Origin of the sequence: Erythrobacter litoralis HTCC2594 (assembly GCF_000013005.1) — a bacterium.
Classification (GTDB): domain Bacteria; phylum Pseudomonadota; class Alphaproteobacteria; order Sphingomonadales; family Sphingomonadaceae; genus Parerythrobacter; species Parerythrobacter litoralis_A.
In genome coordinates, this window is the sequence record NC_007722.1 from 2,741,304 (window position 1) to 2,756,414 (window position 15,111).

A 15,111-nucleotide genomic window follows, 5' to 3' on the forward strand; every position below is an offset into this window, starting at 1 on the left:
AAGGCTCCTTCTTGCGCTCAACGCCTGTATCGCTAGGGGCGTTCCGATGCGTTTCCTGTCCGACAATGCCGCTACCGTCCACCCCCGCGTGTGGGAGGCGCTGCGTTTGGCAGACGGTGTCGACACGCCATATGACGGAGATCACTACTCGCAACGGCTCGACGAGGCTTTCGGGGAGCTGTTCGGGCGCGAGGTGGCGGTGCTGTGGGTGGCGACCGGCACGGCGGCCAATTGTCTGGCGCTTAGCGCAATGGTGCCCCCGCATGGCGGGGTAGTGTGCCACGAAGAGGCGCATATCGAAATGGACGAAGGCGGCGCGCCAGGATTCTACCTGCATGGCGCGAAGCTGATGCTGGCACAAGGCGAGGGCGCGAAACTGACGCCGGACGCCATCCGCGCGGTAATCGATCCGATCCGCGACGACGTGCACCAGGTCCAGCCGCATGCGATCTCGGTAACGCAGGCGAGCGAATATGGCCGCGCCTATCGGCCTGAAGAACTCAACGCCATCGGTGCGTTCGCGCAGGAGCGCGGGCTGGGGCTGCATGTCGATGGTGCGCGGTTCGGCAATGCGGTGGCGTTCCTCGGCTGCTCGCCCGCCGAAGCGGTCGGCCCGGCACAGGCCCTGAGCTTCGGTTGCGTCAAGAACGGGGCGATGAATGCAGAAGCGATCGTGTTCTTCGATCCCGCGCTGGCCGACAGCGTGCGCTATCGTCGCAAGCGGGCGGGACACTTGCAGAGCAAGGGCCGCTTCCTCGCCGCGCAATTGCTGGCGATGCTGGAAGGCGATTTGTGGCTGGAGAATGCGCGCGCCGCCAATGCCGCCGCGCAGGCTATCGTCGCGGAAGCGAGCGAGCGCCTGCTGCATCCGGTCGAGGCGAACGAGGTCTTCATGCGCCTGACCCCGCCCGAGCGCGAGGCGCTGCGCGAGCAAGGCTATCATTTCTACGACTGGGGCGAGAATGCCGCGCGCTTGGTCGCTTCGTGGGACAGCGATCAGGAGGCCGCGCGGGCGCTGGGCCAGGCTATCGCCAGCTTGTGAGCGCGACCGAAACCACCATGCTGAGCTGGCGGGTCATCCTGCCGTTCCTGCTGACCGGCACGATCTGGGGCTCGACCTGGTTCGTGATCACGGGGCAGATCGACGGTGTGCCCGCAGCCTGGTCGGTGTTCTATCGCTTCGCACTGGCGACCCCGGCGCTGTTCCTCGTCGCCGCGCTGATGAAGCGGCGGCTGCGGCTGAGCGGGCCCGAGCACCGGCTGGCGATGCTGGTCGGCCTGTTCCAGTTCAGCGGCAATTTCCTGTTCGTCTACCATGCCGAGCTTTACGTCACCTCCGGCATCGTCGCGATGATGTTCGGCCTGCTGATGGTGCCCAATGCGCTGCTGGCGCGCTTCGTCCTCGGCGAGCGGACGCAGGGCGGGTTCTGGATCGGCAGCGCCGTGGCGATCGTCGGCGTGTCGCTGCTGCTGGTGCATGAATGGCGCGCCAATCCCGACGCGGGGGTGATCGGCGGTAATGTCGGTCTGGGGATCGTGTTGGCGATGCTCGGCATTCTCGCGGCGTCGGTCGCCAACGTCATCCAGGCCAATCCGACCGGGCGCGGTGTGCCGATGGTGAGCCTGCTGGCATGGGCCATGCTTTACGGCACGATTTTCGACCTGGGTTTTGCCTTTGTGACCGCCGGGCCGCCGCCATTCCCGACGGGGACCAATTACTGGGCAGGCATCGTCTATCTCGCGCTGATCGGCTCGGTCATCACTTTCCCGCTGCATTACAATCTCGTGCGCGAGATCGGGGCGGGGCGGACGGCCTACAATTCGATCCTGACGATTTCGGTCGCGATGCTGATTTCGACGCTGTTCGAGGATTATGCGTGGACCCCGCTGACGATCGGCGGGATGGCGCTGGCGGTGGTGGGTATGGTGCTGGCGCTGCGCGCACGGCGGCAGAAGAGCGTGCAGGTTCAGCAATCCGCGCAAATGCGGCATCCTGCCGACTAGAGCAGGCTCCTGAGGCCTTCCTTGTAAGTCGGATAGCGCGGCTCCCAGCCGAGCACCCGCTTTGCCTTGCCGTTCGCGACCCGGCGGTTTTCCGCGTAGAAGCCGCGCGCCATCTCCGAGAGATTGGCCTCTTCCAGCGTCTCGAGCGGAGGCGGGTCGATGCCCAGCAATTGGCAGGCATGTTCCGTCACTGCATTGCCGCTTTCAGGCAGGTCGTCCCCGAGATTGTAGGCTCCGGCAGGGGCATTCCTGTCCAGTGCGGCCACAACTCCGCTAACGATATCGTCGACATGCACGCGGCTGAAAACCTGCCCCGGCATGTCGATCCGCCGCGCTCTGCCTGCGTTCACCCGGTCAAGCGCACTGCGGCCCGGCCCGTAAATTCCCGGCAGGCGAAAGACACGCGCACCCTTGCCCATCCACGCTGCGTCGGCTTCGGCGCGTGCATTCCGGCGTCCTTGGCCGGTCTCGGCGATCGTCGGCGTGTTTTCATCAACCCACGCGCCCTGCGCGTCGCCATAGACCCCGGTGGATGACAGATAGCCCAGCCAGCCGTGCGATAGCGCATCGCCATAGCTTTCGAAGACCGGGTCCGTTTCGCTCTCCCGGTCCGGCGGGACGGAGGTCAGCACATGGCTCGACCTGGCGAGGGCGTCGCGCACGGCATCGCGGCCGTCGAAATCCATCGTGCCGTCGCTGCCGGTCGAAACGACGGCCCACCCCTCACTCTCCAGCGCAGCGGCGATGCGTTTCGCCGTATAGCCCAGCCCGAAGATGAACATTTGCTTCATGTCTACGTTCTACCCCCTATCTCCCTCTTCGAAAGCCCCCGCAGACAGTGTAGGTTCCTGACCCATGGATATTGCCCGCAACCCCGAGATGGCCGACGCCGCCCCCACGCCGCACGAGCCGCCCGTCATCCGCCGAGAAGATTATACGCCTTTCCCGTGGATCCTGCCGGAGGTGCGGCTGCGGTTCGATCTCGGGCTTGAAGCGACGCGGGTGGTCTCGACGCTCACGGTGGCGCGCAATGCCAAAGCCGATCCTTCATCGACGATCCGCCTGAACGGCGACGGGCTGCAACTGGTCTCGGTCAGCATCGATGGCGAGCCGGTGAACACCTGGTCGATGGATGGCGACGACTTGATCCTCCCGCTGAGCGGCGACGCGCACGAGGTCGAGATCGCGACCGAGATCGATCCCGGCGCCAACAGCCAGCTGATGGGGCTCTATGCCTCGAACGGCATGCTGTGCACACAGTGCGAGGCCGAGGGCTTCCGCCGCATCACCTTCTTCCCCGACCGGCCCGACGTGTTGTCGACCTATTCGGTGCGGATGGAAGGCGAGAAAGCGCAATTTCCGATCCTGCTGTGCAACGGCAACAAGGTTGAGGAAGGCGAACTCGAAGACGGCCGCCATTTCGCCGAATGGCACGATCCCTGGCCCAAGCCGAGCTACCTCTTCGCGCTGGTGGCGGGTGACTTGGTCGCCAACAGCTCGACCTTCACGACGATGAGTGGCCGCGACGTCGAACTGAACGTCTGGGTTCGCGATGGCGATCTGCCGCGCACCGATCACGCGATGGAATCGCTCAAGAAGTCCATGCAGTGGGACGAGGAGACCTTCGACCGCGAATACGATCTCGACCTCTACAACATCGTCGCGGTCAGCGATTTCAACATGGGGGCCATGGAGAACAAGGGCCTCAACGTCTTCAACACCAAATACGTGCTGGCCGACCCGGACACCGCGACCGACGCCGATTTCGATGCCATCGAAGGGGTGATCGCGCATGAATATTTCCACAACTGGTCGGGCAACCGTGTGACCTGCCGCGACTGGTTCCAGCTCAGTCTCAAGGAAGGCTTCACCGTGCTGCGCGACCAGCTGTTCAGCCAGGATATGCAGGGCGAAGCGGTCAAGCGCATCGAAGACGTCCGCATCCTGCGCTCGGCGCAGTTCCCGGAGGATTCCGGGCCGCTGGCGCATCCGATCCGGCCCGATTCCTATCGCGAAATCAGCAATTTCTACACCGCGACGGTCTATAACAAGGGCGCCGAAGTCATCCGCATGATGCGCTCGATGGCGGGACCGGAGGCATTCCGCGCAGGCACCGATCTCTATTTCGACCGGCACGACGGCGAAGCGGCGACCTGCGAGGATTTCGTGCGTGCCATCGAAGACGGCGCAGGGCTGGATCTCGAGCAGTTCCGCCTGTGGTACAGTCAGGCCGGGACTCCCAAGGTCGAAGTCGCCATGCGTTACGAAGGCGAGACCGCCACGCTGAGCCTCAAACAGACCGTGCCGCCGACGCCCGGCCAGCCGGCCAAGCACCCGATGCCGATCCCGCTCAGGATCGCGCTGTTCGACCGTGAGAGCGGCGAACATGGCGGCGAACAGCTGATCGTTCTCGATACCGCGGAAAAGGAACTCGCCTTCGAAGGTTTCGCCCAAGCGCCGGTGCTGTCGATCAACCGCGGCTTCACTGCTCCGGTGGCGATCGAACGCACGGCACCGCGCGAAGACCTCGTCTTCCTCGCTGCAAGGGACGACGACAGCTTTGCGCGCTACGAAGCGATGCAGGAGCTGGTCGTCGGTCATCTCGTCGCCGCACTTGGGGGTGGGCTTTCCGATGAAGAGCGCGAGGTGGGCCAAGCCGCGATTGCAGAGGCCTTCGGTGCGATCCTTACCGACGACACGCTCGACGATTCGATGCGCGGCGAGCTTATGATGCTGCCCAGCCAGACCTATCTGATGGAGCAGATGCTGGTCGCCGATCCCGGGCGCATCCACGCAGAGCGTGAAGCGCTGAAGGCATGGCTGGGGCAGCATTTCCACAGCACGCTGGAAACGCTGCACGACCGCGTGTCGGCCGTACCCTACAGCCTCGATGGCCCGGCACGCGGTGCGCGCAAGGTCAAGACACAGGCGCTGGTCTATCTCGCCGCAGGCGACCCGGAGAGCGCCGCCGAACGCGCGTGGGAGCAGTTCGACGGTGCGGACAACATGACCGACCGCCAAGGCGCGCTGATGGTGCTCGCCGGGCTCGAAGGCGCGCTGCGCACCAATGCGCTGCTGGACTTCTACAACCGCTACAAGGGCAATGATCTCGTCATCGACAAGTGGTTCACGCTGCAGGCCTGGTCGACCCATCCGCAGGCGATCGAACATGTGAAGGCGCTGGCGAAGCATCCTGACTTCACTTTGCGCAACCCCAATCGTGTACGCTCGCTCTACATGGCGTTTGCGGGCAACCCCCATGCTTTCCACCAGGCCGATGGCGAAGGCTATCGCATGCTTGCCGACCTGATCCTCTCGCTCGATCCGATCAATCCGCAGACGGCGGCGCGGTTCGTGCCGGCGCTCGGGCGCTGGCGGAGGATCGAACCGCATCGCGCGGCGCTTATGAGGGCCGAGCTCGAACGTATTGCCGCGGCGGAAAACCTTTCGCGCGATACCTATGAGCAGGTCACCCGGTCGCTGGGCTGAAACGATGGCGCAATTGCTGAGGTCCGAATTGCTGGACGGCATACCGCACGGCTTCTCGACCTGCGATGCCGAGGGCGTTCCCGAGCTCATTCCCGGCGCGCGGTCGGTGAGGCTGAAGCAGGTGCATTCTGCCAGGGTCGTACACGTCAAGGAAGGCGACAGCTGGCCGCACGACGCACGGCTCGAGGCCGATGCGATGGTGACGCGCGCGCCTGAATGCGTCCTCGCCATCGTGACCGCGGATTGCGCGCCGGTGCTGCTGGCCGATCGCGTGGTCGGCGTCGTCGGAGCCGCGCATGCCGGATGGCGCGGCGCGCACGGCGGCGTTCTCGCCAACACAGTCGCGGCCATGGTCGAACTCGGCGCAGAGCGCGGCCGGATCGCTGCCGCCATCGGCCCGACCATCGCACAAGCCTCCTACGAGGTCGACGAGGCATTCCGTACCCGGTTCGAGGAAGAAGATGCGGCATTTTTCATGTCGGGCAGACCTGGTCATTATCAGTTCGACTTGCCCGCCTATGTCGGCGCGTCGCTGAAGCGTGCGGGCGTCGGCAGGATCGATGACCTTGCGCAAGACACTTACACGCAGCCCGATCGCTTCCATTCGTTCCGCCGCGCGACCCATGACGGCTCGCCGACGGAGGGTCGGCAATTTTCGCTTATCGGCCTGCCCGCCGGTGTTGCATGATTCTCCATTGATCGTGCCCTAAAGGCCATTGGCAAGGCGGGGTTATCGGGCTATTGGCGCGCCCAAACAGGTGCTGCGCACGGATTTCGCGCGCGCTGCAGGGGCCAGACATGGGTATCCGCGGCACACGGTCGCCTGTTGAGACATCGAGGTTGGCATCGCCATGTCGGCGGCGTCGCAAACAAGGCAGGACTGATGGCTGATACTTCGGGCACCGCAACGGCGGATGTCATCAAGGACCCCAAGCAAGAGGACGGCGTTCGTCGCCGCGACTTCATCAACATCGCCGCGGTCAGCGCCGCCGGTGTCGGCACTATCGGGATCGTCTATCCCCTGGTGAGCCAGATGGCACCCTCGGCTGACGTACTCGCCGATTCCACCACCGATGTCGACGTTTCGGCCATCGAGCCGGGGCAGTCGATCAAGGCCATTTTCCGCAAGCAGCCGCTGTTCGTGAAGCGGCTGACCCCGGCGGAAATCGCCGAAGCCAACGCCACGCCGCTGAGCGACCTGCGCGATGCGGAATCGCTGGCCGACCGCACCCGGCCCGGCCACGAGGATATCCTCGTCACCATGGGTGTCTGCACGCACCTTGGCTGCGTGCCGCTCGGCGCTGCCGAGGGAGAGAACAAGGGCGAGTACGACGGTTATTTCTGCCCTTGTCACGGCTCGCACTACGATGTGGCCGGTCGCATCCGGAAGGGTCCGGCGCCGACCAACCTCGAAGTTCCCGAGTATGAGTTTATTTCCGACACCGTGATCGCGGTCGGCTAACGGACACGAGAGACAGACCTATGAGTTTCCCCTGGGCCAAGGAATACAAGCCAGCCAACGGTTTCACGCAGTGGCTGGACGAGAAGCTGCCGGTGCCGCGCCTTGTCTACAATGCGGTGGGTGCGGGCTATCCGGTGCCGCGCAACCTCTCCTATTTCTGGAACTTCGGTGTGCTGGCCGGCTTCTGCCTCGTCATGCAGATCGTCACCGGTGTCGTGCTGGCGATGCACTATGCCGCCAATGCCGAAGTGGCCTTCGCGACGACCGAGCACATCATGCGCAACGTCAACTGGGGCTGGGCGCTGCGTTACGCGCACGCCAACGGGGCGAGCTTCTTCTTCCTCGTGCTCTACATCCACATCTTCCGCGGGCTGTTCTACAGCTCCTACAAGGCGCCGCGCGAAATGATTTGGCTGCTCGGCGTGGTCATCTTCCTGCTGGTCATGGCCACCGCCTTCATGGGCTACGTCCTGCCATGGGGCCAGATGAGCTTCTGGGGTGCCAAGGTGATTACCGGCCTGTTCGGGGCCATCCCGCTGATCGGCGAGCCGATCCAGGTCTGGCTGGTCGGCGGTTTTGCGCCGGACAACGCCGCGCTCAACCGCTTCTTCTCGCTGCACTTCCTGCTGCCGTTCGTGACGCTGGGTGTGGTGATCCTGCATATCTGGGCCCTGCACATCCCCGGTTCGTCGAACCCGACCGGCATTGAAGTGAAGCAGGAAAGCGACACCATCCCCTTCCACCCGTATTACACGGCGAAGGACGGCTTCGGCCTCGGCGTGTTCCTGATCCTGTTCAGCATCTTTGTGTTCTTCATGCCGAACATGCTGGGCCATCCGGACAATTACGTCGAAGCCAACCCGCTCTCGACTCCGGCCCTGATCGTTCCGGAATGGTATTTCTACCCGTTCTACGCGATCCTGCGCGCCTTCACCTTCGACTTCATCCTGCCGGCCAAGCTGTGGGGCGTGCTGGCCATGTTCAGCTCGATCCTGCTGTGGTTCCTGCTGCCGTGGCTCGACCGCTCGCCGGTCCGTAGTGGCCACTATCGCCCGACTTTCCGCAAGTTCTTCTGGTTCGGTCTGATCCCGTGCATGGCGGTGCTGTTCGTGTGCGGCGGCGCCCCGGCGGAAGAGCCGTGGGTGATGCTGAGCCAGCTCGCGACGGCGTATTACTTCATTCACTTCCTGGTGATCATCCCGATCATCTCGTCGATCGAGAAGCCCGAGCCGCTGCCCTATTCGATTACCGAGGCGGTGCTTGGCTCCGACAAGAAGGCCGTCCTCGGCGAGAACCCCGCCCCGGCTGAGTAAGAATCTAGGAAAGACGAAAACATGATCCGCCTATTTTCCATCGCTGCCGGGCTGGTGTTCACCCTCGTGGTCATGATCGCCTTCGGCGTCGGCGCCTACACCGCCGCGACCGAAGAGGTCGTCAAGGGACCGGAGAAATACTTCCATCTTGAGAACAAGACGCCCGCCGGCGGCTGGTCGTTCGACGGCCCGCTCGGTCGCTGGGATGTCGCCCAGCTGCAACGCGGCCTGAAGGTCTATGACGAAGTCTGTTCGGCCTGCCACGGGCTTAAGTTCGTCGCCTTCCGCAACCTCGCCGAAATCGGTTTCGACGAAGGCCAGGTGAAGAATTACGCTGCCGCCAAACAGGTGCCGGGCATTGATCCGAACACCGGCGAAGCCACTACCCGTGCCGGCCTGCCGACCGATTACTTCCCGGATCCCTATCCGAACGATGTCGCGGCGGCTGCAGCCAACAATAACGCCATTCCGCCCGATCTTTCGCTGATAACGAAGGCGCGCAAGGACGGGAGCAATTACGTCTATTCGCTGCTATCGGGCTATGGCGATCCGCCGGCCGAGCTGGCGCAGCAGTTCCCGGACTTTAACACCCCGCCGGGGCTCTATTTCAATCGGTACTTCAAGTATCTCAATATCGCGATGCCGCCGCAGCTGACGCCGGGGCAGGTGACCTATGACGACGGGACCGAAGCCACGGTCGAACAGATGTCGGCAGACGTCGCGGCATTCCTGACCTGGACGGCGGAGCCCAAGATGCAGCAGCGCAAGCAGACCGGCTGGGCCGTGATCGGCTTCCTGCTCTTCGCCACCATCCTGGCCTATCTCGCCAAGCAGCAGATCTGGTCGGCGGTGAAACCGAAGAAGGCCAAATAGGCCGACTTTCGCGCAGCAACGCAATTGACAGCGCCCCTCCATCCCTGTGATGCGAGGGGCGCTTTGCATTCGAGGGGGCGGAAATGACGGTCGAGGAACTGAAGGCGCTGATCCGGACCGTGCCGGACTTTCCCGCGCCCGGTATCCAGTTCCGCGACATCACGACCCTGCTGGCACATGGCGAAGGCCTCGCTGCGACCATGCGGCACCTGGGCGAGGCCGCGCGTCTGGCCGGGGCGGAAGCGATCGCCGGCATGGAGGCGCGTGGTTTCATCTTCGGTGCCGGCGTGGCGGTCGAACTCGGTCTTGGTTTCCTGCCGATCCGCAAGCCGGGCAAACTGCCGGCCAGCACGATCGGTGTCGATTACGATCTCGAATACGGCACCGACCGGCTGGAGATCGATCCCGGCGCTGTCGAGGCGGGCCAGAAGGTCGTCATCGTCGACGATCTCATCGCCACCGGAGGCACGGCACTGGCGGCAGCGAAGCTGTTGCGGCAGGCGGGAGCGGAGGTCGGGCAGGCGCTTTTCGTGATCGACCTCCCGGAACTCGGCGGAGCGCAGCGCCTGCGCGACACGGGCATCACGGTCGATTCGCTGATGGCTTTTGACGGGCATTGATGGCGCGCGATTGAAAATTCGCGGAAAGATTCGCGTTTTCGCCCATTGTGCTACTGACGCGGCAGGGAGGAATCGCTTTTAGCATGGAATCGCAGGCACTGATGATCGCCACCATCGGCGTGCTGGGTATCGGCGCGCAGTGGATCGCCTGGCGCACCGGCTGGCCGGCGATCGTGCTGATGCTGCTGGCCGGCTTCATCGCCGGGCCGGTGCTGGGTGCCTTCGGATACCGGCTGCTCGATCCCGATGCGGCCTTCGGCGAACTGCTCGAACCGATGATCGGCATCGGCGTTGCACTGATCCTGTTCGAGGGCGGCCTGACGCTCAACCTGCGCGAATTGCGCCATTCGGGCGATGCGGTCTGGCGGCTGGCGACGATCGGTGTGCTGGTCGGTTGGGCCCTGGGTGCAGTCGCGGGGTTCTACGTCGCCGGACTGGTCTGGCCGGTGGCGATCCTGTTCGGCGGCATATTGATCGTGACCGGGCCGACGGTGGTGATCCCTTTGCTGCGGCAGGCCAATATCCAGCCCCGCCCGGCCTCGATCCTCAAGTGGGAAGGCATCGTCAACGACCCCACCGGCGCGCTGTGCGCCGTCATCGCCTATGAATATTTCCGCAAGGTGGCCGAAAGCCCCGGCGCATCGCTGATCGAAGTGGTGCCGCCGCTGATCATCGCCGCCGGGCTGGCGGGCCTGATCGGCTATGCCGCCGCCTGGCTCATCGCCTATCTCTTCCCGCGCGGAGCGATCCCCGAATACCTCAAGGTCCCGGTCCTGTTCGTGATGGTGATCGGTGTCTTCGTGCTCTGCAACAAGATCGAGCACGAGGCCGGTCTGGTCGCGGTGACGGTGATGGGGATCGCGCTCGCCAACATGAATGTGTCGAGCCTGCGCAGCATCCATCCCTTCAAGGAAAACATCGCCATCATCCTTGTCTCGGGCATCTTCATCCTGCTCGCCTCCAGCCTGCAGGCGGAGGACCTGCAATATTTCAACTGGCGCTTCGGCGCATTCCTGGCGGTGCTGCTCTTCGTCGTGCGCCCGGTAACGGTCCTGCTCAGCATGATCGGCAGCAACGTGCCCTGGAACGAGCGGCTCTTCGTCGCCTGGATCGCCCCGCGCGGGATCGTCCTCGTGGCCATCTCCGGCCTCTTCGCGCTGCGGCTGAGCGAACTCGGCTATGCCGACGGAAATGTCTTGATCGGCCTCAGCTTCGCGGTCGTGGTGGCGACCATCATCGCGCACGGCTTCTCCGTCAATCTGGTGGCCAAGCTGCTCAAGATCAAAGGCGAAAGCCGCCCGGGCCTGCTGATCGTCGGCAGTACGCCATGGACGATCGCGCTCGCGAAGGAAATGCGGGCGCTCAAGACACCGACCATGGTCGTCGATAACAGCTGGCAGCGCCTCAGTCCCGCCCGGCGCGAGGGCATCCCCTATTATCACGGAGAGATCCTGAACGAGGCGACCGAGCACAATCTCGACCTTGCGCCCTATCAGGTGCTGGTGGCAGCAACCGAGAACGAGGCCTACAACGCCTTGGTCTGCAACGAATTCGCCCACGAAATCGGGCGCGACAGCGTGTACCAGCTGGGCGAGTCGGCCGATGACGATCACCGCGCCTTGCCGGAAAGTCTGCGTGGCCGTGCGCTGTTCGAAAGCGGATTCGGCGTTTCGGATGTGCAGGACCTGCAGCAGCAGGGCTGGGTATTCCGCAAGACGCGTCTCACCAACGAATACAGCTATGAGGATGCGCTCGAGGACTTGCCAGAAAATGCGCACCTGCTGATGCTGTTGCGCGAAAGCGGCACGATGCGCTTTTTCACGCACATCGCCCGGCCCGAACCGCGCGCCGGCGACACCGTCATTTCATTCGCGCCGCCACAGGTGCGCGCTCCCGAAGAGTCCGCAAACCGGCCCAGGCCGGACCGGCGCGGATCGGAGGCGCAACCGGCATGACCCATCGGAGACGTCCCATGTTTCGCTTCACCCCGATCCTGTTGACCGCAGCCTTGCTCTCGGCGTGCCAGTCAGAGCCTGCGCCCGATGATGTGCCCGATCCCGACGGCGAGGAAGTCATCGGGCCGAGTCCGGAAGAGCCCGTCTCGATCATCCGTCCGGATATCGAGGAAGCGGTGCTGATCCCGCTCGAGCCGCTGAACACGACGATCAGTTTCGCCGACAGCGGAACCGACCTGACCCCGGAAGCGGTCGCCGAACTCGAAACGCTGGTCGAAAGCCGCCAGGTGACCGAAGGCGGCCCGATCACCATCGGCGGCCACAGCGATGCGGGTGGTAACGATGCCGTCAACATGCGCGTCTCGCTCCGGCGCGCCGAGGCCGTGCGCGATTGGCTGGTCGCAAGGGGCGTCGACGAAGGGCGGATTACCGTCATCGCATTCGGGGAGCAGAACCCGGTCGAACCCAATGCGCTGCCCGATGGCCAGCCCAACGAGGACGGGCGCGCCGCCAACCGCCGCGTCGAAATCCGCGTCGATGTGCCCGAAGGCATGATGGTCGAAGCGACGCCGACACCCCAGGCGACGCCGTCGGCAGCGCCGGTAGACTAGGGCTTGCCCAGCGCCGCAAATACCCGCCCGGTCCATTCCGGGCGGCAGATCAGCAGATCGGGCAGATAGGGATCGCGCCGGTTGTAGTGCAGCGGCGAACCGTCGATGCGCGAACAGAACAGGCCGTGCGCTTCCGCCACGGCTACCGGCGCGCAATTGTCCCATTCGTATTGCCCGCCCGAATGCAGGTAGATTTCCGCCTCGCCGCGCACCACCGCCATGGCCTTGGCGCCCGCCGATCCCATCGGCACCAGTTCCGCGCCTAGCAGTTCCGCGACCGCGACCGCCTCGGCGGCCGGTCGCGTCCGGCTCACCACCATGCGGGGCCGATCCGGCGCTGCGGGCAGACTCCGTGGTTCGTCCGAACGGAGCACCACGCCGCCGTCGAGGCCGGGCAGGGCCACCGCGCCGAGGCTCGCCGCGCCGTCGACCGCCAACCCGACATGGACCGCCCAGTCGCTGCGTGCTTCGCCATATTCGCGCGTGCCGTCGACGGGATCGACAATCCACACGCGCGAGCGATCGCAGCGGGCCGGGTTGTCCTTCTCTTCTTCGGAAAGCAAGGCGTCGTCAGGGCGATACGTCCGGATCGCATTGCAGATAAAGGCATTGGCCGCCTCGTCGCCTGCCTGGCCCAGCGCCTTGCCTGCGAGTTCGCCCGCAGCACGGATATCGAGCAGGATTGCGCCCGCTTGCTGCGCCAGGCGCGCGGCAAACTCTCCGTCGCTCAGCTCGGTCGATAGGTTTTCCGTCATGCCGGTCACTTGAGCGGCAGGATCGCGGCGATGATATGGTCGGCGGCTTCCTCGGGCGTCATTTCCACCGTGTTGACGCGAATCTCTGCGTTTTCGGGAGGCTCGTAGGGGCTGTCGATCCCGGTGAAGTTCTTCAGCTGGCCCGAGCGCGCTTTCTTGTACAGCCCTTTCACGTCGCGTGCTTCGGCGACCTCAAGCGGCGTATCGACGAACACTTCGATGAATTCGCCTTCGGGCAGCATCTCGCGCACCATGCGTCGTTCGGCGCGGAAAGGGCTGATGAAGGCGGTCAGCACGATCAGCCCGGCATCGGCCATCAGCTTGGCAACTTCTCCGATGCGGCGGATATTCTCGATCCGGTCGGTCTCGGTAAAGCCCAGGTCCTTGTTGAGACCGTGGCGGATATTGTCGCCGTCCAGCAGGAAGGTGTGGCGGTTCATCAGCGCCAGCTTCTTCTCGACCTCGTTGGCGATGGTCGACTTGCCCGAACCGGATAGCCCGGTGAACCACAGCACGCGCGGCTTCTGGTTCTTGAGCGCGGAATGGTCCTCACGCGTGATCGAGGTCGGCTGCCAGTGGACGTTCTGCGCCCGGCGCAGGCTGAAGTGGATCATGCCCGCGCCCACGGTGGCATTGGTGAACTTGTCGATCAGCACAAACCCGCCGAGCTGGCGGCTGGTCTCGTAGGCCTCGAACGCGATCGGCCGGTCGGTGCGCAATTCGGCAACACCGATATCATTCAGCTCAAGCGTCTTCGCCGCGAGATGCTCGAAGGTGTTGACGCAGATCTCGTATTTGGGCGGCTGGACATTGGCCGTGACGGTCTGCGTGCCGAGCTTCAGCCAGTAGCCGCGCCCTGGCTTGAGCGCCTGCTCGTCCATCCAGACGATCGTCGCTTCGAACTGGTCGGAGGCTTCGGGCGGATCGCCTGCTGCGGCAATCACGTCGCCGCGGCTGCAATCGACTTCATCTTCCAGCGTCAGCGTAACCGACTGGCCCGCCACAGCCGCGTCCAGATCGCCGTCGAAGGTGACGATCTTTTTCACCCGGCTGGTCTTCCCGCTCGGGACCACCCGCACCGGATCGCCCGGCTTGATCGTGCCGTCGCTGACAATCCCGGAAAAGCCGCGGAAATCGAGGTTGGGCCGGTTCACCCATTGCACCGGCATGCGAAAGCTGCGCTCCTGCGCGCGCGTATTGGCGATCTCGATCGTCTCGAGATGGTGGATCAGGCTCGGCCCCTCATACCACGGCGTATTGGGCGAGGGTGCCCCATTGTCTCCGGGCGTGATGTTGTCGCCCTTGAAGCCCGAGATCGGGATCGCGGTGAACGCCTCGACGCCAATCTCCTCGGCGAAGTCGGCATAATCCCGTACAATGCCGTCGAAGGTCGCCTGGTCGTAATCGACCAGGTCCATCTTGTTCACCGCCAGCACGACGTGGCGGATGCCGAGCAGGTGGACGAGGAAGCTGTGCCGCTTGGTCTGTTCGAGCACGCCCTTGCGCGCATCGACGAGGATCACGGCGAGGTCCGCAGTCGAAGCCCCGGTGACCATGTTGCGCGTGTACTGTTCGTGCCCCGGCGTGTCGGCAACGATGAACTTGCGCTTGTCGGTCGAGAAAAAGCGGTAGGCGACGTCGATGGTGATGCCCTGTTCTCGCTCGGCGGCGAGGCCATCGACCAGCAGCGCGAAATCGATCTCCTGCCCCTGCGTGCCATGCTTGATGCTGTCGCTCTCCAGTGCGGCGAGCTGGTCTTCGAAGATCATCTTCGAATCGTAGAGCAACCGCCCGATCAGGGTCGACTTGCCATCGTCGACGCTGCCGCAGGTGATGAAGCGCAGCATCTGCTTGTGCTGCTGCGCGTGGAGATAGGCGGCGATGTCCTCGCCGATCAGGCTTTCGGGCTGGAAGGATTGGTCGGTAAGCTTCACGTCTTCACCCGTCATTCCCGCGCAGACGGGAATCCAGCTTGTGTTGCGCGCGCGGATGGAGACCCCGGATCAAGTCCGGTGTTGACCTTTCATCA

13 protein-coding genes are annotated in these 15,111 nt (G+C 64.2%); 10 read left to right on the forward strand and 3 right to left on the reverse strand.

The genetic code is table 11. From position 1 onward, the window contains the following. Positions 1–46: 46 nt before the first annotated feature. Positions 47–1,042: a threonine aldolase family protein gene (locus EL2594_RS13395; RefSeq protein ID WP_011415636.1), complete on the forward strand. Its 996-nt coding sequence runs from the start codon at positions 47–49 to the stop codon at positions 1,040–1,042. A 17-nt stretch (positions 1,043–1,059) separates the two neighbouring features. Continuing rightward, a complete protein-coding gene (locus EL2594_RS13400) occupies positions 1,060–2,004 on the forward strand; it encodes a DMT family transporter (protein WP_155806158.1) in 945 nt (314 codons plus the stop codon). Here EL2594_RS13400 and EL2594_RS13405 read toward each other — a convergent pair. After that, entirely contained in the window at positions 2,001–2,795 is a 795-nt protein-coding gene (locus EL2594_RS13405; RefSeq protein WP_011415638.1) for an epimerase, read from the reverse strand. The two genes, EL2594_RS13400 and EL2594_RS13405, sit on opposite strands and share 4 nt — an antisense overlap. A 64-nt stretch (positions 2,796–2,859) precedes the next feature. Between EL2594_RS13405 and pepN the strand changes: the two genes are divergently transcribed. From pepN to EL2594_RS13445, 8 genes are all read left to right on the forward strand, one after another. Further along, positions 2,860–5,493, forward strand: coding sequence for an aminopeptidase N (pepN, locus tag EL2594_RS13410; protein ID WP_011415639.1), 2,634 nt, complete (start codon positions 2,860–2,862; stop codon positions 5,491–5,493). 4 nt (positions 5,494–5,497) lie between these two features. Further along, the gene (pgeF, locus tag EL2594_RS13415) at positions 5,498–6,181 is read left to right on the forward strand and encodes a peptidoglycan editing factor PgeF (protein ID WP_011415640.1); all 684 of its coding nucleotides are present in this window, start codon (positions 5,498–5,500) and stop codon (positions 6,179–6,181) included. 195 nt (positions 6,182–6,376) lie between these two features. Next, positions 6,377–6,955, forward strand: coding sequence for a ubiquinol-cytochrome c reductase iron-sulfur subunit (gene petA / locus EL2594_RS13420; RefSeq protein ID WP_011415641.1), 579 nt, complete (start codon positions 6,377–6,379; stop codon positions 6,953–6,955). A 20-nt stretch (positions 6,956–6,975) separates the two neighbouring features. After that, positions 6,976–8,268, forward strand: coding sequence for a cytochrome b (locus EL2594_RS13425; RefSeq protein WP_011415642.1), 1,293 nt, complete (start codon positions 6,976–6,978; stop codon positions 8,266–8,268). Between the two features lie 21 nt (positions 8,269–8,289). Further along, a complete protein-coding gene (locus EL2594_RS13430; RefSeq protein WP_011415643.1) occupies positions 8,290–9,141 on the forward strand; it encodes a cytochrome c1 in 852 nt (283 codons plus the stop codon). 83 nt (positions 9,142–9,224) lie between these two features. Next, complete coding sequence (locus EL2594_RS13435) at positions 9,225–9,761, forward strand: adenine phosphoribosyltransferase (RefSeq protein ID WP_011415644.1); 537 nt, start codon at positions 9,225–9,227, stop codon at positions 9,759–9,761. An 83-nt stretch (positions 9,762–9,844) separates the two neighbouring features. Next, the gene (locus EL2594_RS13440; RefSeq protein ID WP_011415645.1) at positions 9,845–11,716 is read left to right on the forward strand and encodes a cation:proton antiporter; all 1,872 of its coding nucleotides are present in this window, start codon (positions 9,845–9,847) and stop codon (positions 11,714–11,716) included. Between the two features lie 17 nt (positions 11,717–11,733). Beyond that, entirely contained in the window at positions 11,734–12,327 is a 594-nt protein-coding gene (locus tag EL2594_RS13445; protein ID WP_011415646.1) for an OmpA family protein, read from the forward strand. Here EL2594_RS13445 and EL2594_RS13450 read toward each other — a convergent pair. Further along, the gene (locus EL2594_RS13450; protein ID WP_041686103.1) at positions 12,324–13,082 is read right to left on the reverse strand and encodes a 3'(2'),5'-bisphosphate nucleotidase CysQ; all 759 of its coding nucleotides are present in this window, start codon (positions 13,080–13,082) and stop codon (positions 12,324–12,326) included. The two genes, EL2594_RS13445 and EL2594_RS13450, sit on opposite strands and share 4 nt — an antisense overlap. A 5-nt stretch (positions 13,083–13,087) precedes the next feature. Then, positions 13,088–15,031: a sulfate adenylyltransferase subunit CysN gene (gene cysN / locus EL2594_RS13455; RefSeq protein WP_011415648.1), complete on the reverse strand. Its 1,944-nt coding sequence runs from the start codon at positions 15,029–15,031 to the stop codon at positions 13,088–13,090. Positions 15,032–15,111 lie beyond the last annotated feature (80 nt).